At 64.5% G+C, this 21,855-nt stretch carries 21 protein-coding genes; 3 read left to right on the top strand and 18 right to left on the bottom strand.

What is annotated here, in order from left to right; translation table 11 throughout:
- The 3 genes from A3E1_RS0122325 to lysS form a co-directional block, all read right to left on the bottom strand.
- Positions 1 to 2,409 (bottom strand): ATP-dependent Clp protease ATP-binding subunit (locus tag A3E1_RS0122325; protein ID WP_020523021.1); only part of this gene is annotated, 2,409 nt, incomplete at its 3' end.
- Between the two features lie 160 nt (positions 2,410 to 2,569).
- Complete coding sequence (locus A3E1_RS0122320) at positions 2,570 to 2,923, bottom strand: histone-like nucleoid-structuring protein Lsr2 (RefSeq protein ID WP_020523020.1); 354 nt, start codon at positions 2,921 to 2,923, stop codon at positions 2,570 to 2,572.
- 55 nt (positions 2,924 to 2,978) lie between these two features.
- The gene (gene lysS / locus A3E1_RS0122315; protein ID WP_020523019.1) at positions 2,979 to 4,481 is read right to left on the bottom strand and encodes a lysine--tRNA ligase; all 1,503 of its coding nucleotides are present in this window, start codon (positions 4,479 to 4,481) and stop codon (positions 2,979 to 2,981) included.
- Between the two features lie 19 nt (positions 4,482 to 4,500).
- On the opposite strand from lysS, the gene A3E1_RS41485 reads away from it, so the two are divergent.
- Complete coding sequence (locus A3E1_RS41485) at positions 4,501 to 5,232, top strand: class I SAM-dependent methyltransferase (protein WP_020523018.1); 732 nt, start codon at positions 4,501 to 4,503, stop codon at positions 5,230 to 5,232.
- On the opposite strand, the gene A3E1_RS0122305 is transcribed toward A3E1_RS41485, so the two are convergent.
- From A3E1_RS0122305 to A3E1_RS0122265, 9 genes are all read right to left on the bottom strand, one after another.
- Positions 5,208 to 5,972: a type III pantothenate kinase gene (locus tag A3E1_RS0122305; RefSeq protein ID WP_020523017.1), complete on the bottom strand. Its 765-nt coding sequence runs from the start codon at positions 5,970 to 5,972 to the stop codon at positions 5,208 to 5,210. The two genes, A3E1_RS41485 and A3E1_RS0122305, sit on opposite strands and share 25 nt — an antisense overlap.
- Before the next feature lie 4 nt (positions 5,973 to 5,976).
- A complete protein-coding gene (gene nadC, locus A3E1_RS0122300; RefSeq protein WP_020523016.1) occupies positions 5,977 to 6,858 on the bottom strand; it encodes a carboxylating nicotinate-nucleotide diphosphorylase in 882 nt (293 codons plus the stop codon).
- A complete protein-coding gene (locus A3E1_RS0122295) occupies positions 6,855 to 8,498 on the bottom strand; it encodes an L-aspartate oxidase (RefSeq protein ID WP_020523015.1) in 1,644 nt (547 codons plus the stop codon). Before A3E1_RS0122295 ends, nadC begins: the two co-directional genes overlap by 4 nt.
- 52 nt (positions 8,499 to 8,550) lie before the next feature.
- The gene (locus A3E1_RS41480) at positions 8,551 to 9,438 is read right to left on the bottom strand and encodes a septum formation family protein (RefSeq protein WP_020523014.1); all 888 of its coding nucleotides are present in this window, start codon (positions 9,436 to 9,438) and stop codon (positions 8,551 to 8,553) included.
- A gap of 80 nt (positions 9,439 to 9,518) precedes the next feature.
- Positions 9,519 to 10,382 carry a septum formation family protein gene (locus A3E1_RS0122285; RefSeq protein ID WP_157631666.1) on the bottom strand — a complete coding sequence of 288 codons (864 nt, stop codon included), beginning with the start codon at positions 10,380 to 10,382 and terminating at the stop codon, positions 9,519 to 9,521.
- A gap of 155 nt (positions 10,383 to 10,537) precedes the next feature.
- Positions 10,538 to 10,969 carry an aspartate 1-decarboxylase gene (gene panD / locus A3E1_RS0122280; protein ID WP_020523012.1) on the bottom strand — a complete coding sequence of 144 codons (432 nt, stop codon included), beginning with the start codon at positions 10,967 to 10,969 and terminating at the stop codon, positions 10,538 to 10,540.
- Positions 10,969 to 11,766 carry a pantoate--beta-alanine ligase gene (panC, locus tag A3E1_RS0122275; RefSeq protein WP_020523011.1) on the bottom strand — a complete coding sequence of 266 codons (798 nt, stop codon included), beginning with the start codon at positions 11,764 to 11,766 and terminating at the stop codon, positions 10,969 to 10,971. Before panC ends, panD begins: the two co-directional genes overlap by 1 nt.
- The gene (locus tag A3E1_RS0122270; RefSeq protein WP_020523010.1) at positions 11,763 to 12,638 is read right to left on the bottom strand and encodes a Rossmann-like and DUF2520 domain-containing protein; all 876 of its coding nucleotides are present in this window, start codon (positions 12,636 to 12,638) and stop codon (positions 11,763 to 11,765) included. Before A3E1_RS0122270 ends, panC begins: the two co-directional genes overlap by 4 nt.
- A gap of 87 nt (positions 12,639 to 12,725) precedes the next feature.
- Positions 12,726 to 13,877, bottom strand: coding sequence for a phytase (locus A3E1_RS0122265; protein ID WP_020523009.1), 1,152 nt, complete (start codon positions 13,875 to 13,877; stop codon positions 12,726 to 12,728).
- A 56-nt stretch (positions 13,878 to 13,933) separates the two neighbouring features.
- On the opposite strand from A3E1_RS0122265, the gene A3E1_RS0122260 reads away from it, so the two are divergent.
- Together A3E1_RS0122260 and A3E1_RS0122255 are read left to right on the top strand one after the other, a co-directional pair.
- Positions 13,934 to 14,788 (top strand): SAM-dependent methyltransferase, encoded by an 855-nt coding sequence (locus A3E1_RS0122260; RefSeq protein WP_020523008.1) that lies wholly within the window; start codon positions 13,934 to 13,936, stop codon positions 14,786 to 14,788.
- Positions 14,785 to 15,924: an NADH-quinone oxidoreductase subunit D gene (locus tag A3E1_RS0122255; protein ID WP_026208718.1), complete on the top strand. Its 1,140-nt coding sequence runs from the start codon at positions 14,785 to 14,787 to the stop codon at positions 15,922 to 15,924. Before A3E1_RS0122260 ends, A3E1_RS0122255 begins: the two co-directional genes overlap by 4 nt.
- Here the strand turns inward: A3E1_RS0122255 and A3E1_RS0122250 are convergent, their stop codons facing one another.
- The 6 genes from A3E1_RS0122250 to A3E1_RS0122225 form a co-directional block, all read right to left on the bottom strand.
- Positions 15,925 to 16,623, bottom strand: coding sequence for a hypothetical protein (locus A3E1_RS0122250; protein ID WP_157631665.1), 699 nt, complete (start codon positions 16,621 to 16,623; stop codon positions 15,925 to 15,927).
- A 73-nt stretch (positions 16,624 to 16,696) separates the two neighbouring features.
- Positions 16,697 to 17,854, bottom strand: coding sequence for a hypothetical protein (locus A3E1_RS0122245; protein ID WP_020523005.1), 1,158 nt, complete (start codon positions 17,852 to 17,854; stop codon positions 16,697 to 16,699).
- Between the two features lie 221 nt (positions 17,855 to 18,075).
- Positions 18,076 to 19,296, bottom strand: a complete 1,221-nt coding sequence (locus tag A3E1_RS41475; RefSeq protein WP_020523004.1) for an ABC transporter permease — start codon at positions 19,294 to 19,296, stop codon at positions 18,076 to 18,078.
- A gap of 96 nt (positions 19,297 to 19,392) precedes the next feature.
- Positions 19,393 to 19,875, bottom strand: coding sequence for a DUF3180 domain-containing protein (locus A3E1_RS0122235; RefSeq protein WP_020523003.1), 483 nt, complete (start codon positions 19,873 to 19,875; stop codon positions 19,393 to 19,395).
- Entirely contained in the window at positions 19,872 to 20,405 is a 534-nt protein-coding gene (folK, locus tag A3E1_RS0122230; RefSeq protein WP_020523002.1) for a 2-amino-4-hydroxy-6-hydroxymethyldihydropteridine diphosphokinase, read from the bottom strand. Before folK ends, A3E1_RS0122235 begins: the two co-directional genes overlap by 4 nt.
- Positions 20,402 to 21,748, bottom strand: a complete 1,347-nt coding sequence (locus A3E1_RS0122225) for a condensation domain-containing protein (RefSeq protein WP_020523001.1) — start codon at positions 21,746 to 21,748, stop codon at positions 20,402 to 20,404. Before A3E1_RS0122225 ends, folK begins: the two co-directional genes overlap by 4 nt.
- Positions 21,749 to 21,855 lie beyond the last annotated feature (107 nt).

Below are 21,855 nucleotides of genomic sequence, written 5' to 3'. Positions count from 1 at the left end.
GTCCACGAGCACGTTCTGTCCTGGCTTGAGTTCCTGGAACAGGATCTTCTCGCTGAGCGTGTCTTCCAGCTCGCGCTGAATCGTGCGGCGCAGCGGACGGGCACCAAGGACCGGGTCGTAACCCTTCTTCGCCAGGTAACGCTTGGAGTTTTGGGTCAGCTCCAGGCCCATGTCCTTGTTGCGCAACTGCTCCACGATCCGCTTGATCATGATGTCGACGATCGAGAGGATCTCGGATTCCTGCAGCTGGTGGAACACGATGGTGTCATCGATACGGTTGAGGAACTCCGGCCGGAAGTGCTGCTTGAGCTCGTCGTTGACCTTCTGCTTCATCCGGTCGTAGTTGGACTCGGCATCCTCGGACTTCTGGAAGCCCAGCGAAACCGCCTTAGCCACATCCCTCGTGCCGAGGTTGGTGGTCAAGATGATCACCGTGTTCTTGAAGTCCACGATGCGGCCCTGACCATCCGTGAGGCGGCCATCTTCCAGGATCTGCAGCAGCGTGTTGAACACATCCGGGTGAGCCTTCTCGATCTCATCGAACAAGACCACCGAGAACGGCCGGCGCCGCACCTTTTCGGTCAGCTGGCCACCCTCGTCGTAACCGACGTATCCGGGAGGCGCACCCACCAGACGCGAAACCGTGTACCGGTCGTGGAACTCCGACATGTCCAGCTGGATCAAAGCGTCCTCGCTGCCGAAAAGGAACTCGGCCAGCGTGCGGGAAAGCTCGGTCTTACCGATGCCTGACGGCCCGGCGAAGATGAACGAGCCCGACGGACGCTTCGGGTCCTTCAGACCAGCCCGCGTGCGGCGAATCGCCTTGGAGACAGCCTTGACCGCGTCCTCCTGGCCGACAATGCGCTTGTGCAGCTCGTCTTCCATGCGGAGCAGACGTGCGGTCTCTTCCTCGGTCAGCTTGTAGACCGGGATGCCGGTCCAGTTCGCCAGAACCTCAGCGATCTGCTCGTCGTCGACCTCGCTCACGACATCGAGGTCGCCAGCCTTCCACTGCTTCTCCCGCTCGGCCTTCTGGCCCAGCAGCGTCTTCTCCTTATCGCGCAGCTGCGCGGCACGCTCGAAGTCCTGCGCGTCAATCGCGGACTCCTTGTCCCGGCGGACCTGAGCGATCTTCTCGTCGAACTCGCGCAGGTCTGGCGGAGCCGTCATGCGGCGGATCCGCATGCGAGCGCCAGCTTCGTCGATAAGGTCGATCGCCTTGTCCGGCAGGAACCGGTCGGAGATGTAGCGGTCGGCCAGGTTGGCCGCGGCAACGAGCGCCGCGTCGGTGATCGTGACCCGGTGGTGTGCCTCGTAACGGTCGCGCAGACCCTTGAGCATCTCGATGGTGTGTGCCACCGACGGCTCGCCAACCTGGATCGGCTGGAACCGGCGCTCAAGCGCGGCGTCCTTTTCGAGGTGCTTGCGGTATTCATCGAGCGTCGTGGCGCCGATGGTCTGCAGCTCACCCCGGGCAAGCATGGGCTTGAGAATGCTGGCCGCGTCGATGGCGCCTTCAGCGGCACCCGCGCCCACCAGCGTGTGGATCTCGTCGATGAACAGGATGATGTCGCCACGAGTGCGGATCTCCTTAAGCACCTTCTTCAGGCGCTCTTCGAAGTCACCGCGGTAGCGGGAACCGGCCACCAAGGCACCCAGGTCAAGCGTGTAAAGCTGCTTGTCCTTGAGCGTCTCCGGAACCTCGCCTTTGACGATCTTCTGAGCCAGTCCTTCAACGACAGTCGTCTTTCCGACACCAGGCTCGCCGATCAGCACCGGGTTGTTCTTGGTGCGGCGGGAGAGCACCTGCATCACGCGCTCGATTTCCTTTTCCCGGCCGATGACCGGGTCGAGCTTGCCCTCACGCGCTGACTGGGTCAGGTTGCGGCCGAACTGGTCGAGCACGAGGCTCGTCGACGGCGCACCCTCGCCCGTGCCCGGGGTGGCGCCAGCCGCGGCCGGTTCCTTGCCCTGGTAGCCCGAGAGAAGCTGGATGACCTGCTGACGCACCCGGTTAAGGTCGGCGCCGAGCTTGACCAGCACCTGGGCGGCGACGCCCTCGCCTTCGCGGATGAGCCCGAGCAGGATGTGCTCGGTGCCGATGTAGTTGTGGCCGAGCTGCAGCGCCTCGCGCAACGACAGCTCAAGCACCTTCTTGGCCCGCGGCGTGAACGGGATATGCCCGCTCGGCGCCTGCTGGCCTTGGCCAATGATTTCTTCTACCTGCTGGCGCACACCCTCCAGCGAGATGCCGAGACTTTCCAGCGCCTTCGCGGCCACACCCTCACCCTCGTGGATGAGGCCGAGCAGGATGTGCTCCGTACCGATGTAGTTGTGGTTGAGCATCCGGGCCTCTTCTTGGGCCAGGACGACAACCCGACGCGCCCGGTCGGTAAACCTCTCGAACATTCCCGCTCCTCACCAGCGAAGCTGTTTCACTCACTTTAACGCTCGCCACCGACGGTTTCAGTTGCCAGAAGGGCCATCAGTGGGTCGTGTTAGAGCAACCTTGCCGCGTAGCTGCTGATTCCGCAGTATCGGCGGCTACGCGCAGAGCGAAAATTGCCCGCTATCGCAGCCCTGCGGCGTGGTAGGCCTCAATGAGCTTGGCCGGCACGCGACCCCGTTCACTTACTTTTTGTCCCTTTTGGGTCTTTGCCCAATCACGCACACGCTGGTTGAACGCGCGCTGCTCCGCGGCGGAAAGTCCCTTGCTGCGCGGCGCGGGACCACTCGCCGCCCGCTTGGCGTCCTTGCGGGCGACGGCGACGAAGGGGGCAAGGGCCTGCGCGAGCTTGTCGAAATTCCCCGGGCTCAGGTCAATCTCATAGCTGACGCCTTCGAACCCGAACTTCACCACCCGGACGTCCTTCTCAGAGCCATCCAGGTCATCTTGCAGAACGACAATTTCGCGTCGTGCCATGCGGTGCCTCCCATTGGACTTTCAATTTGGGTGAACCGCCACAGAATAAACCACGCTATTCGGGCCGGACCAGAGGGAACAAAATTGTTTCCCTAATGCCTAGGCCAGTGAGCGCCATCATCAGCCGGTCGATTCCCATTCCCACTCCACCAGCGGGCGCAAGGCCATACTCAAGAGCGCGAAGATAGTCCTCGTCTAGCGGCATGGCTTCGGCGTCACCCTTTTGTGCGAGCTTGGCTTGCAGCTCGAATCGCTCGCGCTGAATAACCGGGTCTACTAGCTCGGAATAACCCGTTCCAAGCTCGAAACCGCGCACGTAGAGATCCCATTTCTCGACCAGCCCTGGTGTCGAGCGGTGCGCACGCACCAGCGGTGACGTGTCTTCGGGATAGTCACGCACGAATGTAGGTGCTTGTAGCGTGTGCTGAACGAGTTTCTCAAACAGCTCTTCGGCGAGCTTACCCGGAATCCACTTCGGGTCGACCGCAAGATCGTGCTTCTCCGCGTACTGAACGAGCTGTTCATAGGAAGTATTAACATTTACTTCCTCGCCCAGTGCTTCCGAGAGGGCGCCAAAAACGGTTACGGAGCGCCATTGCCCGCCGAGGTCGAATTCCGTGCCATCGTGAAGCGTGACGACATGCGATCCAGCGATGGCCATTGCGGCCTCCTGAATCACCTCTCGCAATAGATCAGCCATCACGTTGTAGTCGGCGTAGGCCTGATAGAACTCGAGCATCGCGAACTCCGGTGAGTGACTGGAGTCGAGTCCCTCGTTGCGGAAGTTGCGGTTGATCTCAAATACCTTGTCTATGCCGCCGACGACACAGCGCTTCAAAAACAGTTCCGGGGCGATACGCAGATAGACATCGCGGTCGAGCGCGTTAAAGTGCGTGACGAAGGGACGGGCCGCCGCCCCACCGTGCACGAGCTGCAGCATCGGGGTCTCAACCTCGGTATACCCGCGCTCGTGGAACGAATCGCGCAGGCTGCGGACCGCGGTGGCGCGATTGCGGACCATGTCACGGGCTGCGGGCCGCATGATCAGGTCGACGTAACGCTGCCGCACCCGGGTCTCCTCGCCCATCGGCTTGTGCGCGACCGGCAACGGGCGCAGTGCCTTGGACGTCATCGTCCACTCGGCCGCGAGCACGCTCAGCTCACCGCGCTTGCTGGAGATCACTTCACCGGTGACGCCCACCTGGTCGCCGAGATCGACGAGCTTCTTCCAGTCGTCGAGCCGCTCGGGGCCAACCTTGTCGAGCGACAGCATGATCTGCAACTGGGTGCCATCGCCGTCCTGAAGCGTCGCGAAACACAGCTTGCCGGTGTTGCGGACGAACATCACGCGCCCTGTGACGCTCACCATGTCACCGGTTTGCTCATCGACCTCAAGCGACGGGTACTTAGCCCGGACCTCGGCCAAAGTCGCTGTACGCGGGTAGGTCAGCGCATATGGCTCGGCTCCCGCTTCAAGGATCGCTTCCCGCTTGGTGCGCCTAAAACGCATCTGCTCGGGCAGGTCGTCAGCGATTTCGGGAGAGTTTTGGTCCGTCACGCCGACTAGCCTACCGACCGTGGAATTTGATACGCATCGCCTTTCCTTTGGTGCGGCGGCCGCTCACTACGACAGCGTCCGGCCCACCTATCCGCAGACCGCCATTGAGTGGGCTTTGGGTGCCTCACCTGTCCAGGTGCTCGACCTCGGCGCGGGCACCGGCTTGCTGAGCCGTGCCCTGCTCAAGGCCGGTCACCACGTCATCGCCGTCGAGCCTGACCCGGGAATGCGGGCTCAATTCGACGCGGCCACCGCGGGCCTGAAAGCGCTCGAAGGCGGCGCCGAGAACATCCCTTTGCCAGACGCCAGTGTGGACGCTGTCGTCGTCGGCCAGGCCTACCACTGGTTTGATCCCGAGCGGGCTCATCCCGAAATCGCTCGCGTCCTCAAGCCCGGTGGCGTCTTCGCTCCTATGTGGAACGAGCGCGGTGTCGAGGCGCCCTGGCTCATCCGCCTCGACGATCTGCTCAATCAGCAGCGTGGCACCGAGCACAACGATCAGCTCGCCAGCGACTTCGGGCCACTGTTTCATCCGCTGGAGAAGCGGAGCTTTCCGCACACGGTCACGATGACGCCGCAGCGACTGGCAGACCTGGTCGCGTCGCGGTCCTATTACCTTGTCTCGCCACCTGACAAGCAAGCCGAGATCCTGCGGCTGGTACGCGAGATCTGCGAGACGGAACTGCCCGGTCAGGAGACGTTTGAGATGCCGTATCAGACCGACGTCTACAGGGCCACGTTGCGTTCGTAGACCATGCGCAGGCCGATCAAGGTAATCATCGGCTCGTGGTGGGTGATCGTCTTGCATTCGCCAATCACGATCGGGGCGAGGCCTCCGGTCGCGATGACAGCGGTCACCCCACCCAGCTCTTCGATCATGCGGTGCACGATGCCGTCGACCTGGCCCGCGAATCCATACACGACACCGGATTGCAGACACTCGACCGTGTTCTTGCCAATGACCCGGGGTGGCTTGACCAGCTCGACCTTGCGCAGTTGGGCCGCACGGGCCGCCAGCGCGTCGACGGAGATCTCGATGCCCGGCGCCAGCACCCCGCCCAGGAACTCGCCGCGAGAACTCACCGCATCGAAGTTAGTGGACGTTCCAAAGTCGACGACAATCGCCGGACCGCCGAAGAGCTGATAGGCCGCGAGGGTATTCACGACCCGGTCGCTGCCAACCTCTTTCGGGTTATCAATCGCCAGCTGCACCCCGGTCTTCACGCCCGGCTCCACGATCACGGTCGGCAGGCCGCCGTAGTAACGCGACAGCATCGTGCGCAGCGATCGCAGCGCCGCCGGGACCGTTGAGCACGCGGCCACGCCGCTGATCTCGACCTGGTCGCCGGCGAGCAGGCCACGAAACATGAGGCCCAGCTCGTCAGCCGTGCTGCGGGAATCGGTCTTGACCCGCCACGAGTGCACGATTTTGTCGCCCTCAAACGTCGCCAGCACCGTGTTCGTGTTACCGATATCGATGGTTAGCAGCACCGGGTCACTCCCTCGGCTTAAGATCCAGCGCGATATCAACGATAGGCGAGGAGTGCGTGAGCGCACCGACCGACAGGAAATCCACACCCGTCTCGGCATACTCACGAGCCACGGCGAGGGTCAGCCCGCCGGTCGCCTCTAGTTCAGCCCGATCCCCCACGGCCGCAACGACTTCGCGCAGGGCATCCGGTGTCATGTTGTCCAGCAACAGAAAATTAGCGCCCGCGGTGACCGCTTCTATCGCTTCACTCAAGGTGGTGACTTCCACCTGGACAACCATTTGGGGGTACGCCGAAAGCACGCGCTCATACGCCGCGGTGATCGAGCCCGCCGCCAGTTTGTGGTTGTCCTTGATCATGGCGACGTCGTAGAGCCCCATGCGTTTGTTCGTGCCTCCCCCGGCACGCACCGCGTATTTCTCGAGCACTCGCAGACCCGGTGTCGTCTTACGCGTGTCTAGTACCCGCGCCTTGGTCCCTGCTAGTTCATTGGCCCAAGCGCGCGTGTGCGTCGCCACGCCGGACATGCGGCACAGGAGGTTCAGCGCGGTGCGCTCGGCGGCTAGGAGCGTCCTGGTTGGACCGGTGATGGTGGCCAGCACATCGTCTTTGGCGACAGCCGATCCATCGTTGACGTGCACCTCAACTGTCGCTCCTGGCCCGGCTAGCTCAAACACGGCAGCGGCGACGGCTAGCCCGGCGACGACACCATCTTCGCGCGCGATCAGCTCGGCGGTATCGGTTTGTGCCGCGGGGATGGTCGCCACGCTCGTGACGTCGAGGTGCTGTGGGCCAAGGTCCTCGCGGAGCGCGTTCTCGATGATCCAGGTGACTTCCAGATGGTCGAGCCCAAGGTCGCGAAGCAGAGCCTCGGTCTTTTCGTTCACATCGACTCCCACGTGTGCGTTAGTTCCCCGGCTTCGGTTAGGCGCGGGACGATGTGCCCGCGCCACTCGTCGAGGGCCTCGGGGAAATCCTCCCGCCAATGGCAGCCGCGTGTCTCGCGCCTGGCGGAAGCCGCGCCGGCCAGAGCGCTCGCCACGGTCACGAGGTTATGGAACTCCCAGCTCGTGGCGACGTCAGCGGCTTTGCGCACCGCGGCGGCGGTTTCCTCAAGGGTTTCGGCGCTGCGCAGCACCCCGGCGCCCTTGGTCATCGCCCGCTGCAGCTCGGCGCGAGCAGGTGCCTCGACCTCAGGATGCGTGGGCAGGCTCGTGTCCGCGAGCAGTTCCGGTTCACTGAGCGGGGGCAGGTCGCGGACGATGTCGGTCGCGATCCGCCGCGAGAAAACCAAACCTTCGAGCAGCGAGTTGGACGCGAGCCGGTTGGCGCCATGCACTCCTGTGCACGCCACCTCACCGCAGGCGTAAAGCCCGGGAATGCTCGTGCGGCCATCAAGGTCGGTGCGCACGCCACCCGAGGCGTAATGCGCCGCTGGGGCGACCGGGATCAAGTCGTGTGCCGGATCGACACCAGCGGCCAGACAGTAAGCCGTGATGGTCGGAAACCGTTCGTGCAGCCGGGAAACGTGCCGTGCGTCGAGATAAACGTGGTCGGTGTTGTCGGCCAGCATCTGCCGGTGGATGCCTTTGGCGACAACGTCTCGCGGCGCCAGCTCGGCCAGCTCGTGTTTGCCAACCATGAAGCGCTTGCCTTCAGCGTCAACCAGATGCGCGCCTTCACCACGCAGCGCTTCGCTAACGAGCGGCTGCTGGGCGGTCCGGTTGCCGGGCAGATAAAGCGAAGTCGGGTGGAACTGAACGAATTCCAGATCGGTGACAGCGGCTCCAGCGCGCAGCGCGAGCGCCACACCGTCGCCCGTGGACACGACCGGGTTCGTGGTCGCGGCGAAGATTTGCCCTAACCCACCGGTCGCGAGCACGACGGCGCGCGCGAGGATCGCGCCGACGCCGTCTTCGGTGCCTTCGCCGAGCACGTGCAGTGTGATGCCACAAGCGCGGCCATTGGTGTCGCGCAACAGATCCAGCACGAGCGCGTGCTCGATCAGGCGGATCCAGGGATCGCGGCGAACCGCGGCATGCAACGCCCGCTGCACTTCTGCCCCGGTGGCGTCACCGCCGGCGTGGACGATCCGGTTGGCGTGGTGGCCGCCTTCGCGCGTGAGCATCAGCGTGCCGTCAGCGTTGCGGTCGAAGGTGGTGCCGAGGCGGATCAAATCACGAATCCGCCCAGGGCCTTCGCGGACGAGGACGTCGACCGCGGCGGCGTCGCACAGGCCCACCCCAGCCACCATCGTGTCCTGAGCGTGGGCGGCGGGAGTATCCAAGGGGTCGAGCACGGCCGCGATGCCGCCCTGGGCCCACCGGGTTGACCCGTCATCGATATTGACCTTGGTCACTACGGTGACGTGCAGCCCGGCTTCCCGCAGGTGGAGCGCGGCCGTCAGGCCGGCGATGCCGGAGCCAACGACGACGACGTCAGTCGGCTCGAACCAGCTCGCGGGGCGAGCGGGCAACCTTGTGGGCAACGCCGGCAAAACCGCCGGATCGAGGTGTGGCACATACACAGTCAACCGTGCCGCTACCCGAAGTTCACAGATGGGTCAGCAGTGTCAAAGCTCACGCGTAGTTGATGGGCAGGCCACCGGTGCCGGTGCCCTTCAGCGACTTCGTGAGCGTCTTGCCGACGTAGAGGTGGCAGCGGATGCTGCGGTCACCCGCGTCCCAGTCCCGCTTGCTGGCCGTGAAGTAGTACGTTCCCGTGCGGTACTTGAGGTTGTTGTCGTTGGGAACGCCGACGTACGAAGCGATCGTGGCCCGGCAGCTGTTGTGCACCGAGTCCGGGCCCTTGTCCTTGTGGACGTCATCCCAGGACAGGTCAACGGCGAAGGAACCCACGTATTCGGCGTTGTGCCCGGTGCCGCAGTCGACCGGCTGAATCTCCTGGTCTTCAGCCTTCGGCACGTTCAGGCAGCCGTACTTCAGGTCGGAGGCGCCGGAGAACTCGCCCTTGAGGCTCTTGTTCCGGCTTGTCATCGAGCTGCTGAAGAGGTCTTCATAGATGCCAGCCTCGCAGCGGTACCACTTGGCGCCGCCATCCCAGTTGCCCCTGGACGGCAGCGAAACCCCGATCCAGATGCGCCCGTCGCGCCAGTTGCCACCGAGGAATTCAGTGGTCTTCTTGTCGCACTCAGACCAGGCGGCTTTCATCGTGTCGCTGTTTGAGGCGGGAATGCCGCCCCGGGCGGCATCGCCCGTGAACTGTCCGATGTGGACAGTCTCGAACTTGTGCGCCGCGGTGCACTCAACCGGGTTGTAGCCAGAGCGGAAGAGATTGGCGGAGAAATCTTGGCTGCACGAACCAGCTTTGGGCTCCCAGCCAGCCGCGGCCGGCATGGCGGGCCACTGGTTGGAAAGGTCGCCATCGGTGCCCGGAGGAACGCCACATGCCGACGCCGTGACCAGCGTCGCTCCCGCGATCAGAGCGGCTAAGAAGGCACGGCGCATGTCATTTCCCCCCAGGATGAGATAGCTAGCAGGCCGTGAGCATAGTTCATGAACGCTATGCAGCCCAATCCCGCTTTTTTCTAAGGAATCCCAACGCCACGGGTGCCTTTTGCCGACCCTGTCATCTTCCGGTCGTCGAGCCATAGATAGCACCGGACCGCGTTCTCACCGCCGCCTTGCCACGTTGTTTCCTCGGGAACGGCATATGCCCCGGTTGTCAGGTTCGCTACGCGGACACCAACAAACTCAGCGATCGCGCCAAAGCAGTGGTCGTAGATGACATCCCACTCCGCGTCGGTAGTGGGGTATTTCGTGTCCTTGGGCAGGTTCACACTGCCCGCGTACTCAGTGTTGTGCGAGACCTCGCAAGGCGAGGCGATGAGGCTGTCCCTGGAAGTGGTCTCTTGCAAGTCGAAGCAGCCCAGGGCAAGGCTGTCCATCGCGCCCTTCTTGAACGGACCATCCTGGCTGACCTCATCGCTGTCCCAGTTGGCCATATCGCGCGGCACCACGACGTCACAGCGCAGCCAGCGGGCGCCGCTCTTCCAGCCTGTCGTGGACGGCCAGTAGACGTAGAGCCGGAGCCGGTAGTCGAGCCAGTTGCGGCCAAAGAAGTTGCTCACCTCTTTGCTGCACGCCGCCCACGCCGGTGAGGCGTCCGGCGACTCCGGCTGGGGTGCGGTCTTCAGCGCGGCAGTCTCGGCGGGCAACTGTCCAACGAAGATGGTCTCGGCCATGTGCGCCTTGGAACACGGCACCGGCACGTAGGAACCGGCCGCACTGTTCGACGACGCGCGCTCATGGCACACGCCTTGTTCCGGTGTGAACTGCGTCGCTTCCGGCATCGCGGGCCAGTTTGAGCCGATGCCGTTGCCCGGCAACAGCGAGCAGGCGTTCAGCATAAGAGCTGCACTGATGGCCAGAACGGGCAATAAGCGGCGCACGACACCCTCCCCGAGAAACGCGTAAGCGGCCGGAGGAGAGTAGCCGTGCGCCGAAGCGCGGGGATATCCGCTATCTGGACAGGCTGGCGCCGCCGAGAGGAAGTGACACGGCCGTGCGCCGGTCACCCGCCCGCAGGCATTGAGGCGAAGCGGCGCTAGCGAACACTAACGGTTAGGTCCCCACGAATGACCTTGTCCGCCATGCCTTCTACGGCCTCGGCGGGATCAGTACCCAATGAAATGATCTTGTTGTCTTTGTCGACATGAACCACGGCGGGGACATAGGCGCGCGCGGTGGCATCGTCCATCTGCGCGTACGAGATCAGGATGACCAGATCGCCGGGGTGCACGAGATGGGCCGCGGCGCCGTTGATGCCGATGACACCGGAGCCCCGCTCTCCAGGAATCACATAGGTTTCCAGCCGGGCACCGTTGGTGATGTCGACGATGGCCACCTGCTCACCGGGGAGCAGGTCGGCGGCGTCCATCAAATCCTCGTCGATCGTCACGGACCCCACATAGTGCAGGTCGGCCTGCGTCACGGTGGCGCGGTGGATCTTCGACTTGAACATGTTCCGAGAGAACATCAGCGCAGCTCCAGGTCGGTGTTGTCGATGAGTCGGGTGGTGCCGAGGCGAGCGGCGACGAGCAGTCTCGCGGGTCCAGTGACCGGGGCTGGCCCGAGAGCGGGATCGCGCAGCTCGAGATAGTCAACGTCGAGGCCGGCCAGCTCCTGCCCGGCTGTGGCGAGGACCGCATCGGCTGTGTGCTGAGCCGCACCTTTGCGCAGTGCCCGGGACAAGGCCAGCGCGAGCTCGCGCTCCTCAGGCGACAGGTAACGGTTGCGGCTCGACAGGGCCAGGCCGTCGCTCTCCCTCACGGTTGGCACTCCGACGATTTCCACGGGCACGTTGAACGAGGCGACCATCTGCTTGATGAGGGTCAGCTGCTGGTAGTCCTTCTCGCCGAAGAACGCCACGTCAGCACGGGTCATATTGAGCAGCTTGAGCACCACCGTCAGCACGCCGGCGAAGTGCCCGGGCCGGACCGCTCCCTCCAGCACTGTCCCGAGTGGACCCGGATCAACCGTCACGACGGGCTGATCCGGGTACATCTCGGTGGGGGACGGCGCGAATACGAGGTCGACGCCTTCTTCCTCGCACACAGCGAGGTCGGCGTCGAACGTGCGGGGGTATTTCGCCAGGTCTTCGTTAGGCCCGAACTGAAGCGGGTTCACGAAAATCGTGGCGATGAGAAAGTCGCAGGTCTTGCGCGCTTCACGCATCAACGTGGCGTGCCCGGCATGCAGGGCCCCCATCGTCATGACGACGCCAACTTTGCCGGGGCCCGCTTTAAGCGCGTCCCTCGTGTGCACGACCTTCACTTGGCCGCCTCCACGTGAACGGGAGTCGCCAGGGCGTCGAGCAGGGCTTCGGCGTCGGTCGTACGCAGGCGGCCAGCAGCGATCGCACGATCAGCGGACCGGCGCGCCAGCGCCAGATAGGACGTGAGCGTCGGCGTACCTTCAAGGACATCGATGTGCCGGGCGACCGTTCCCGCGTCTCCACGCGAAACCGGGCCGGTCAGGGCGTTGTCCCCCATCGCTAGGGCATTCTGCAAAGCAGCGGTCAGTAATGGTGCGAGCACCTTCTCAGGCTGCACCACGCCAGCGTCGCGAAGCCGGTCCGCCGCGTCATTCACCAGTGTCACCAAGTGATTCGCCCCGTGGGCGAGCGCGGCGTGATAGAGCGCACGGTTCTCGTCAGCTATCCACTCAGGCGTTCCGCCGAGGTCTTTCACCAGGCTGCCCGCGATCTCGCGAAGCCCTTCGGGTGCGGTGACGCCGAAGGAGATGCCGTTGAGGCGGCCAAGGTCGGCCTTCGTACCCGTGAACGTCATCGCCGGGTGCAGCGCCAGCGGGCGGGCGCCTGTTTCGACTGCCGGCTGCAAGACAGCAAGCCCATGCGCACCTGAGGTGTGTGCCACGATCTGGCCCGGTTTGAGCACGTGCAGTGCCGCTAGCCCATTGACCACGCCAGCGAGGGCGTCATCGGGAACCGCGATGATGAGCAGGTCGTCGGCGAGAGCAGCGACCTGGTCAGCGGGAAGATTAGGGGTGCCAGGAAGCAACTGGCGAATACGGTGCTTGGCGGCGCTAGATACGCCGGAGGCGGCAACCACTTCGTGACCCGAGCCACGCAGTGCCGCCGCGAGAACAGCGCCGACACGTCCGGCGCCGATAACACCAACCTTCACGATCCAGTCCTCTGCGTCGGGGTACCGGTCAAGGCCAAGTATGAGACCTTGACCGGCCCACAGGACAAGAGACTGTGCGAAACCCAACTATTTCAAGAATGTGGCGTCAACGTACTTAACATTGGTCGCCGCACGCTCCTGACCAGGCAGAGCGTCTCCGTCATGGACGACGAGAAGTCCATTTGGATAACCGGGCAACCTGGTGTTCACCACCGCCGCGCCATCGCACTCCTGCACTCCCGCGATCACGAACCCGCCTTTGTGCCGGTTCGTCAGCCGGTCATAGGTGAAGAACTCGTCGCTGCCCTGAGACGACACGATCAGCGTTCCGCTCAGGAGACCGGTGCGGTAGATGGCAAGGCCCTCGACGTCAGCGGAGATGCGGCCGCCTTCGCCCGGGTCCTGCGACCAGTCGTGGTCGCACTCTTCGGTTTCCGGGTTATAGGTGGCCGGAACGCCAAACTCCCGCACACGCTCCACCATCTTGGGCGCGGTCTGGAACCGTCCGCCCACGACAGACAGACGCCACAGGCCAACGTCTTCCTGTGCCACGTAAAGCATTCCGAGCACCGGGTCGACCGTCATGCCTTCGGCCTGCGGTCCCTCCCCCGGCTCCAAACACGGTGACCACGACTGACCGCTCTTCAACAGGAATTCCGTCGGCAAAGCGAGGCCATCCACTTTGACGTAGGAGTACCCATTGATGGTTTTCTTGATCCTGAAGAGGCCGAGCTCGGAGGTGTGCCGGCGGGTGACCACGGCGTACGAGCCATAAATGGCCAGGCCGTATCCCGTGGTCTGGTCCTGCACTTCGGACTCGCTCGTGCTGAAAAGCCATGGGGCGTCAGGCGAAGTCACGTCGCTGAGCACACCATCGCCGATCCGGTAGAACCGCAGCTTGTCCAGGCCACGGTCGGTCACGACGGCCACATCGCCATAGAGGTCAACGTTGTTGAACCGGCCGTCTTCTGGGGTCGCGAAGTGCTGTAGCTCCTTTCCGTTCAGGTCATAGACATAAAGGCCCCCGTTCTTCGCCGCGACGATGATCCGGCTGCGTGCCTTGTTCGTGGGGTGCACCCAGATCGCGGGGTCGTCGACGTCGGCGTTGCCGCCCTCGTCGTCATCAAAGAGAACCGGCGTTTCCAGCCTCGGCTTGATGACAGGTGCCGCCGAGGCGTGGGCTGGTGCCGCGGCCAGCAAGAGCGCTGGCACAGCCAGGGAGAGGAGAAGCTTTCGCATATCGCGGACCGTAGAGTCAGCAGCGCAACAGATTCCCAACGGAAAGTGAACGCCTGATGCGCTTCAGCCAAGCGATGGAGCAGGCTCTCTACGGGCCTGAGGGCTTCTTCGTGCGCAGTCACCCGGCCGCGCACTTTCGCACCAGCGCGCAGTCGCCGCTTTTCGCCAGGGCCATCGCGCGCCTGATCGACCTCGCTGACGTCGCACTCGGGCGGCCCCAGCAGCTTGACGTCGTCGATGTCGGTGCGGGCGAAGGGATGCTGCTCTCGCATTTGCGCCCGCTGTTGCCCGATCGCATCAACCTGCTGCCGATCGAGATCGGGTCGGAGATCCCATCGTTCACCGGCGTGCTGCTCGCGACGGAATGGCTGGATAACGTGCCGCTCGACTTGGCTGAAGACGGTCGCTACCTGTGGGACGGCGAGCCAGTGTCTAAAGAGGACGCTGACTGGATGACGCGCTGGTGGCCGTCGGCATCCAGCACCGTCGAGATCGGACGATCACGAGACCTTGCCTGGACCGCCGCGGTGGGCAAGCTCCGCGCCGGAGTCGCGCTAGCCGTCGACTATGGACATTTATCTGGTACTAGGCCGAGCACGCCAACCGTCACCGGTTTCCGGGACGGCCGTGAGGTTTCCCCTTCCTTCGACGGGTCGACCGACATCACCGCCCACGTCGCCATGGACGCGGTCGCCGCCGCGACCGGGCTGCCGTCAAAGCTCATCTCCCAGCGCGAAGCTCTGCACTGGCTCGGCCTGTCAGGCAGCCGTCCCGCCCTGGACTTAGCGCACCGCGACCCGGCAGGTTATGTGCGCGCGCTGGCCGAGGCGAGCGAGGTGGCCAGCCTGACCGATCCCGATGGATTGGGTAGTCACTTCTGGCTGATTCAGACGGTAGGGTGCGCTCTATGACGCCGCGGGAAATGACCGTCGCCACTGGTACAGGTGGGCTCGGCACGGACATGGTGCTCAATATCGGCCCGCAACACCCCTCCACGCACGGTGTGCTGCGCCTGCGGCTCATCCTGGACGGGGAACGGGTGGTTAGCGCCGAGCCGATCATCGGTTACATGCACCGGGGCGCCGAGAAACTGTTCGAGGTGCGTGACTACCGCCAGATCCTCGTCCTGACGAACCGTCACGACTGGCTCAGTGCGTTCAGCAATGAGCTAGGAGCGGCGATGGCCGTCGAACGGCTCATGGGCATCGAGATCCCTGAACGCGCCGTCTGGCTGCGAACAGCGCTCGCCGAGCTCAACCGCGTCTTGAATCACCTGATGTTCCTCGGTTCCTACCCGCTGGAAATCGGCGCGATCACGCCTATGTTCTACGCGTTCCGCGAGCGGGAAACTCTCCAGGCCGTTATGGAGGAGGTCTCCGGCGGGCGGATGCACTACATGTTCAACCGCGTGGGCGGCCTCAAAGAGGAAGTGCCGGCCGGCTGGACTGACCGTGCGCGCGACGCGATCAAGCTGGTCGAAAAGCGCATGCCCGACTTGGACAACCTGATCCGCAAGAACGACATCTTCCTGGCACGGACCGTCGGGGTGGGCGTGCTGACCGCGGCACAGGCCGCGGCCTACGGCGCGTCCGGGCCGGTGGCACGCGCCTCTGGCCTCGACTTCGACCTGCGCCGCGACGAGCCCTACCTGGCCTACGGCGAGCTGCCGGTAAAGGTCATCACACGGTCCACCGGCGACTGTCACGCGCGCTTCGAAGTGCTGCTAGACCAGGTCTACGTCTCGCTCGACCTGGCCCGGCAATGTCTTGATCGCGTTGACCAAATCACCGGTCCCGTGAACGTCCGCCTGCCCAAGGTGGTGAAGGCCCCCGAGGGCCACACTTATGCCTGGACCGAGAATCCGTTGGGCATCAACGGGTACTACCTGGTCTCCCGGGGCGAGAAGACACCGTGGCGCCTCAAGTTGCGCACAGCCTCGTTCAGCAACGTGCAAGCACTGTCCACTTTGCTCCCCGGAAGCCTCGTGCCCGACCTCATCGCCATCCTTGGCTCGATGTTCTTCGTCGTCGGCGACGTCGACAAGTAGCTAGAGGCTGTTCAGTTCGGTGATGGCGTTGGCCCGGCCGAGCTGTCCCTGTAGGACGAATCGGTAGTCGGCACCGGAGCTTTCGACCTCGAAGATCCACACCTCGGAGGGGCTCAGCGTCACGGTGTACCCCGCGGCCGGCTTGGAATGTGAAGTGGCGAAAGAGGTCACGCTCGCCGAGCTGAGCGCCCGCATCCGTGGCGTGTTGTCGGCAAGCCAGGCAGCCAGGAAATGGCGCGTGTATTGCTCCGCGTTGTTGGGAAACAGCGTCCGGTCGAACTTCACCTCGACGACGCGATCCGGAGTCTGGCTAAGGATCCGGAAGATCAGATCTGAGCCGAGCGCGTTGCGGTACGTGCAGTAGGTCGAGCCGGCCGCTCCGCCGCACGAGACGAAAGTCCACTGCAGATCGATGTCACGCGGGACGGCCTTCATCTGATCGCGTGCGGCATCGTTGAGGTGCTTCTGCAGCCCAGCGTTGTCCTGGCAAAGCCACGCCTTGAGCGCGTCCTGACTCGGGGCGTTGCCACCCTTGACCTCACCCGGGCACATGGCTGGCTTAGGACTGGGAGTCGCTGCGGCGCTTGGGGTTTCGGAGACAACCGAGCCGACGGTCGGCGCAGCGGCAGGCTCCTGGCTCTTCTTCGTGCACCCGGTCACGGTCAGCGCTAGCGCCACTATCGCAATGCCACACCTCATGGCGCTGAAGACTAAGAGCATTCGCGTTCGCGCGCCGCGGAGTGTCGTGAACACGCCTCTGCTAGAGGACCGTCTAGTCGCGGTAACGGCGGTCGTAGTCCCGATCGCGATCACGGTCACGGTCACGGTCATCGTTGTAGGTAGACCAGCGGTCTTCGCGGTCCGAACTCGTGATCGCCCGGCGGCTGCGGTCTTCGCGTTCCCGGTCGCGGTAAGGGAAGTCGCCCCTCGGGATGTCTAGCCGGTCTTCATCGGACCAGCCGCCCCGTCCCCTGCCCACGCGGTCGTCGCGATCGCGGTCCTCACGGTCGAGGCCGGCCTCGCGCCGCACCGCCGCCCAGCGGTCCTCGATGCGCAGCTCGGTGCCACCCGCGCCGTCGGTGTGCAAGGCCGCCCTGCGCTCACCCATGCGCAGTTCCCGGCCGTGGTCGTCATCGCGGATGCTCGCCCAGCGGTCGCCGGCGCGCACACCGGGACGCCTGTCATCGTCTTCGATAGGCGCAGACCAGCGCTCCTCGTAAGGCTCGCGTTGCTGCCACCGCTCGGCGGCGGCACCGGGCTCACCGGCGTCACGGCGGCGGTCTAGCTGCTCGCGCAAACGCTGCTCGGTCCAGGAGTCGTCACGGCCCCGTGGCGCCGCGGTCTGTGGCCGTCCATACGTGGTGCCCGCCCGCTGCTCCTCGTTGGGATCCATCACCGTGTGCCGCGTTGTCACCTGAACCGTCTCGGTGTGCCGCACGATGCCCGACGGCATGCCCTGGCCCCGGCCGTGAGCTGGGTTGCCGGGCGCGGGAGGCCCGACCCGGCCGTTAGGCCCGGCAGGAAGCTGGTGGCGCAACACTTCCAGCTGACCGCGGGTCGCCTCAAGCTCCGCGCGGGTCGCCTCAACCTGATCGAGCAGGTACTGAAACTTTTCCCCGAAGGCGCGATGCGTCGCGTGAACGGCGTGGGCGATGTCGTCGCGGATGTCAGCTCGCGTCGCGTCGACTTCGTCAAAGAGGGTGTCTTCCAATTCGGTCTTCATCGTCTCGCCTTCGCGGCGCAGCATTATCGAGACGGCGATCATGATGACCGAAAGGACAAGGATGCCAACGGCTGTCCGCAACGAGCCGGTGCTCGACCCGATGAGCAGCACCAATGCCGCAAGCGGGGCCAGAGCGACCCCGACCCAGAAGAGCGCTGAGAAGATGCGGGCACGTTGCTGATCTTCCCGGGCTGCGGAAGCCGGCATGGTGCTAGAGGTTACCGACCGTCGCGGCGAATCGGAAGGGCGGCCGTTCCAGAGATCGCGCCAAAACTCCGAGTTAGGAAGCACCAATGACTAACGACCGAACCCGCCATGAGCGCAGGCACCAGGGCGGCAGGGTCATCCGTCCGATGCTCCACTTAGGACGAAAGCCAGCGGCGGTGTCAGCAGAATGCCGACACCGCCGCTTCTTACAGATCTTTTAGTTACCGCCAGCGATCAGTCTCCGAGCCCCACTGCGTGCCACTGCTCGTCGTGGCCGGCGAGGTTGGCGTCGCCGAAAGCCCGGACCAGGCGTCTGTCGAGCTTGGTGTCGACCAGCTCGTCGCGGTCGAGGTTCCAATGCCCACGTCTGACCAGTCTTCTGGACCGTCTTCGGCACTCAATGGCCGGCCGAAGGTCTCCACGAGCCGGGTGACCACCAGCCCGGTGGCCACCGCACTCGCCGCGAGGATCCAGTCGGAGATGCGCCAGCCGGCCTCGTCGCCGTAAACGATCAGCAGGGTCACGAGGCTCGTCGCCAGCAGCGTGCCGAACACGCCCCCGCGGCGTCCAAACGCACTGGTTCCACCGACGAGAGCGATGCCGATGGCTAGAGCGGTCAGGTCAAACCCGTGTTCCTGTGCCACCGGAACGTCCGCTGTGCCGCTAGCGGCAGCCAGGAACACGCCAGCCAAAGCGGCCAGCACGGTCGCGCCGATGATGCCGAACGAGGTCAGCGTCGCCGCCACGCCACCGCGGCGCGAGGCTGGATCGCCTACCGGCCGGAACCGGCCGATCCCGCGGCGCACTGGCTTGATCAGGCCGAGCAGCCCGGCCACGACTGTCAGCACAGCGAAGCCGGCGACCAAGTAGTAGGCATGAGGAAGGGGGCTGTATTCGCCTTGGACCTCAACGGGTGCCTGGAATTTGTACTCGATCCACGCGACGGTGACGAGCGCGCCGACGAGGCTGCCTGCCCATCCCGGCACCTGGAAACCAACGACAAGCAGAGCCATAGCCAAGCCCAGGCCCAGTGCCAGGAGCACCGGCCAGAGGCTGGTCGCCACGAGGCCGTTGGTGCTGTTCTGCGCGTAATAGAGGCCGCTAGCCACCGCGACGGAACCGATCGCCAGGTTTGGCGCTCCGACCCGCAAGGAGATGGACGCGGCCAAAGCCAGCAAACCCAGTGAGGCCAGGAGAACCAGCACACCGCGCAGGCCGTCACCGCTCACCGTGTCGCGATGGCTGGCGAAGAGCAGATAGCCGAGGGCGATCACACCAAGGGCGAGCACGCCTTCCCAGGCGAAGTGCACGCCAAGCCGGTCCCGGCCAACCTCTCCGTGCTCCGGATCGTCGAAAACGTCCTCGAGGTTCGCCGCCGAGCGGGAGTGCCGTCCGCCCAGCTGACCGGCGTCTGTTACGTCTGAATTGAGTTCATAGGCCATAGCCCACGCCTCCGCACGCCGCGATCTGCCGGTCCGCGGGGGTACAAACCGGCTACCCGGAGGACCGTACCGGCTCGGACATGAATGCAACAGACCCTAGCGCTGATCAGCGTCTTTCTGATCCGGATCCTTTGGCACCCGGCAAGCCCGCTCCAGCCACAGTCCCGCCCCCATCGCCGCGAGAGCCGCTAACGACGTTATGACAGCGATCGGGAGATCTCGGCGGGCGGCGTCATTGCTCTGCGCCTCGACAGCCAGCCAAAGCGTCAGCGCGAGCGCGAAGCCGGAAAAGATGGCACCGGTCAACGAGGTCGCCTTCGCGAGCGCGACGTAACGGGCCACCAGCAGCGGCTCGACCGGCAGGCGGCCAGGCTTACGCTCGATCCTCGCCCTAGTCTGCTGCGCGAGCACGAACTCCAGCAGCGCCAGCACACCGAGCGTTATCGCGACCGGCAGCAGCGGCAGATCCGCCAGTTCCCAATACCAATAGCTCGTGGAGACCCAGGTCAACGCGGCCGCGGCGAAACCCGCGACCACGAGAGTTGCCGCGTTGGTCGGCTTGATCCGCGGTTCGCTCACGGAGTCGACTGTAGCTGGATCGTGGGCAATGCGTTCATAGCCGCGACATCTGCCTCAAGCGCTTCCGACAACACGAGGTCGTTGACCCAGCCGTGCCCCGGCAGCTTGGCGTAGGGCTGAATCTCCAGCCATGGCCGCAAAACGAAGGCTCGCTGATGTGCGCGCGGATGCGGAAGGGTCAGCTCAGGGGTGTCCATGATGATGGGGGTGCCGTCGTCTTCCCACATCGCGATGAGGTCGACGTCCAGGGTTCGCGGGCCGAACCGTCGTTGCGGATCGCGTTCGCGCAGCGCGGTGGCTTCGATGCGCTGAGCCGCGTGCAGCCACTCGATGGGCCGCAACGGCCCGGTCACGATCACGGCCGCGTTGTAGTACGACGGCTGATCCTCATCATCGCCCCAGGGCGGGGTTTCGTAGACGCCCGACACCGCTCGCACTTCGCCCGCTTCGCTGAGCCCGGCGACAGCCAGCCTCAGGTGGGCTTCCCGATCGCCAAGGTTGCTTCCGATCGAGAAGACCACCTGTGTCACAGGCTGACCTTATAGCCCTGGTCGAAAGCGGCCGCGACCGCGATCTCTTCCATGTCACGCAAGACCGCTTCAGCCAGCTGCGGCGGGACGTAGTGCGTGTCGAACGCGAGGGTCAGCTGCAGTAACCCGGGCACGTCGTCAATGTGCAGGAACAGCCGGTCAAACGGGGTGTCCTGTTTGGTCACCCAGGCGAACGTGCTGCTGGCCACCGCTGCGTGCAGCTCCGCGGGCGCGGGCGGCGGACCCGACGTTTCGGTGCGGCTGCTGACCCGGCGGTCATTGAAAAAGCATCCGGTCGTGAAGCCGGGGCCTCTTTCTTTGGCTACTTCCGCCATGAGCGCGACTAACCGTTCAGGGTCGAAATACGCGTACTTATAGGCCGTCATGGCCGCGCGCTGGGAACGGGCGATCACCTCGTCGACCGTAGAGCCCGTGACATCGATGGTCACCAGTCCGGCTTGCGCGAGCATGCAAACCACATTGGACAGCCGCGGCCGGAACCGGTTGCTGACCACGGGACGGGTGAACACCGGGGTAACGCCTGACTTGCGGGAAAGCGCGATCGCGAACAGCGCGAGCAGAATCGCCGACGAGTCCACTTTGGTGCGTTCACCCAAGGCGCGGACCGCGAGACACAGCGCCACGGAACGCAGGCGCCCTTCCCAGTAGCGCGGCACCTGGGCGCCGGAGGCGTCGTCCAATAACCCCAGCGGAACGGCCCGCAATTGCTGACCCCAGTGCCGCATCGCCAGGTCGTTATGCCGTTGTCCCGCAGGCGATCGCTGCCAGCGTGCTTGTTCCAGCGGCTGCATCCCGTCAACGGGCGTGTCAGGCCGCCGGACTACCTCCTCCAGCATGATCATGCCGCCGAAGCCGTCCATGGTCAGATGCGACATGGTGGCGACCAGGTGCGTCGCCGTGCCCTGATGCCGGACGACAGCCATCCGCACCGGCCACTCCTCGGCATAGTTGAACGGCCTTTCGGAGTACCCCTCATGGATCTGAAAGGCAAGCGCGGCCGGATCGTCGCCGTCGTTGGCGTCAAAGACTTCTAATCCGATCTCCCCACTCCCGTGCACGTGCTGCGTGGGCCGGCCGTTCGCGTCGAAAACCAGTTTCGTGCGCAACGGCTGGTAACGGGTCATTAAGAACCGCAGCTCTTCGGCCACATCTTCGGTGGTGGTGCCGGGTGCTACGGGTGCGCTTCCACCAATCGGAAGCGCTGATTGCTGGGCGACCATGGCGTGCCAGATCTCCCACTGCCCCCATGACATTTCTTCGATTCCATCGCCCTCACCGGTGAACGCGACGATGATCTGCTCTGTGGCCACCAGGCTGCTCACATCGCTCCTATCGACAACGTCGATGAGTCAACCATCCACGATCGGCTATCGCGATGGGCCGGTCAGAGGAGTGCCGCGAGCTGTTCGCCTAGGATGACCGGGTGCAC

Source organism: Catelliglobosispora koreensis DSM 44566, assembly GCF_000379685.1.
Classification (GTDB): Bacteria; Actinomycetota; Actinomycetes; order Mycobacteriales; family Micromonosporaceae; genus Catelliglobosispora; species Catelliglobosispora koreensis.
Note: the sequence above shows the minus strand (reverse complement) of the source record. Positions and strands in the feature narration are given on the sequence as shown.

Excerpts from the sequence above, each read along its gene's own strand:
- A3E1_RS0122320 (WP_020523020.1), bottom strand. The coding sequence starts at position 2,923 with ATGGCACGACGCGAAATTGTCGTTCTGCAAGATGACCTGGATGGCTCT.
- A3E1_RS41480 (WP_020523014.1), bottom strand. The coding sequence starts at position 9,438 with ATGCGCCGTGCCTTCTTAGCCGCTCTGATCGCGGGAGCGACGCTGGTC.
- panD (WP_020523012.1), bottom strand. The coding sequence starts at position 10,969 with ATGTTCTCTCGGAACATGTTCAAGTCGAAGATCCACCGCGCCACCGTG.
- A3E1_RS0122265 (WP_020523009.1), bottom strand. The coding sequence starts at position 13,877 with ATGCGAAAGCTTCTCCTCTCCCTGGCTGTGCCAGCGCTCTTGCTGGCC.
- A3E1_RS0122260 (WP_020523008.1), top strand. The coding sequence starts at position 13,934 with ATGCGCTTCAGCCAAGCGATGGAGCAGGCTCTCTACGGGCCTGAGGGC.
- A3E1_RS0122255 (WP_026208718.1), top strand. The coding sequence starts at position 14,785 with ATGACGCCGCGGGAAATGACCGTCGCCACTGGTACAGGTGGGCTCGGC.
- A3E1_RS0122250 (WP_157631665.1), bottom strand. The coding sequence starts at position 16,623 with ATGAGGTGTGGCATTGCGATAGTGGCGCTAGCGCTGACCGTGACCGGG.
- A3E1_RS0122245 (WP_020523005.1), bottom strand. The coding sequence starts at position 17,854 with ATGCCGGCTTCCGCAGCCCGGGAAGATCAGCAACGTGCCCGCATCTTC.
- A3E1_RS41475 (WP_020523004.1), bottom strand. The coding sequence starts at position 19,296 with ATGGCCTATGAACTCAATTCAGACGTAACAGACGCCGGTCAGCTGGGC.